This window comes from Sphingomonas sp. CCH9-F2 (assembly GCF_001556735.1).
Lineage (GTDB): Bacteria > Pseudomonadota > Alphaproteobacteria > Sphingomonadales > Sphingomonadaceae > Sphingomonas > Sphingomonas ginsenosidimutans.
The window spans coordinates 1-493 of record NZ_LSJO01000085.1; the positions used below are offsets into that span (position 1 = coordinate 1).

At 74.4% G+C, this 493-nt stretch carries 1 protein-coding gene; it reads right to left on the bottom strand.

Annotated elements, in window-relative coordinates:
* Positions 1–381: carboxylesterase family protein (locus AX685_RS02490; protein WP_156445622.1), on the bottom strand; the 381-nt coding region annotated here is incomplete at its 3' end.
* Positions 382–493 lie beyond the last annotated feature (112 nt).

Below are 493 nucleotides of genomic sequence, written 5' to 3' on the forward strand. Positions count from 1 at the left end.
CCCGCCGCCGTATATCCACACGATCACCGGCAGCCGCCGTGCGCCCGCACCGGCGGGTTTCCAGACATTGGCGTAGAAACAGTCCTCCGCCGGGGTGGTGCCGAGCGGCGCAGCATCGCTGGGGAACGGCACCTGCGCGCAATCGGGGCCATAGGCGCGCGCGTTGCGCACCCCGCGCCACGCGGCGGCGGGTTGCGGGGCGCGCCAGCGCAGCGCGCCGGTAGCGGGGGCGGCGAAGGGAATGCCCTTCCAGCTGGCGATGCCGTCGGCGATCGCGGGCAGGTACGCGGCGCGATCGGTGGCGACGACCGCGGCGTCGCGCGCATGCGCGGGCGCGGCAAGCGCGGCGAGCAGCAGCAACGAACCGTATTTCAGCGTCATCGCGCCACTCCCTCATCACCGACAGGCGAGACGTTGTGGCGCGATCGGGGGCGGGAGGCCAGCCCCCACGGCGGCGGCGAGGTGGGCGGGGTGCTTACCCGAAACGGCGGGG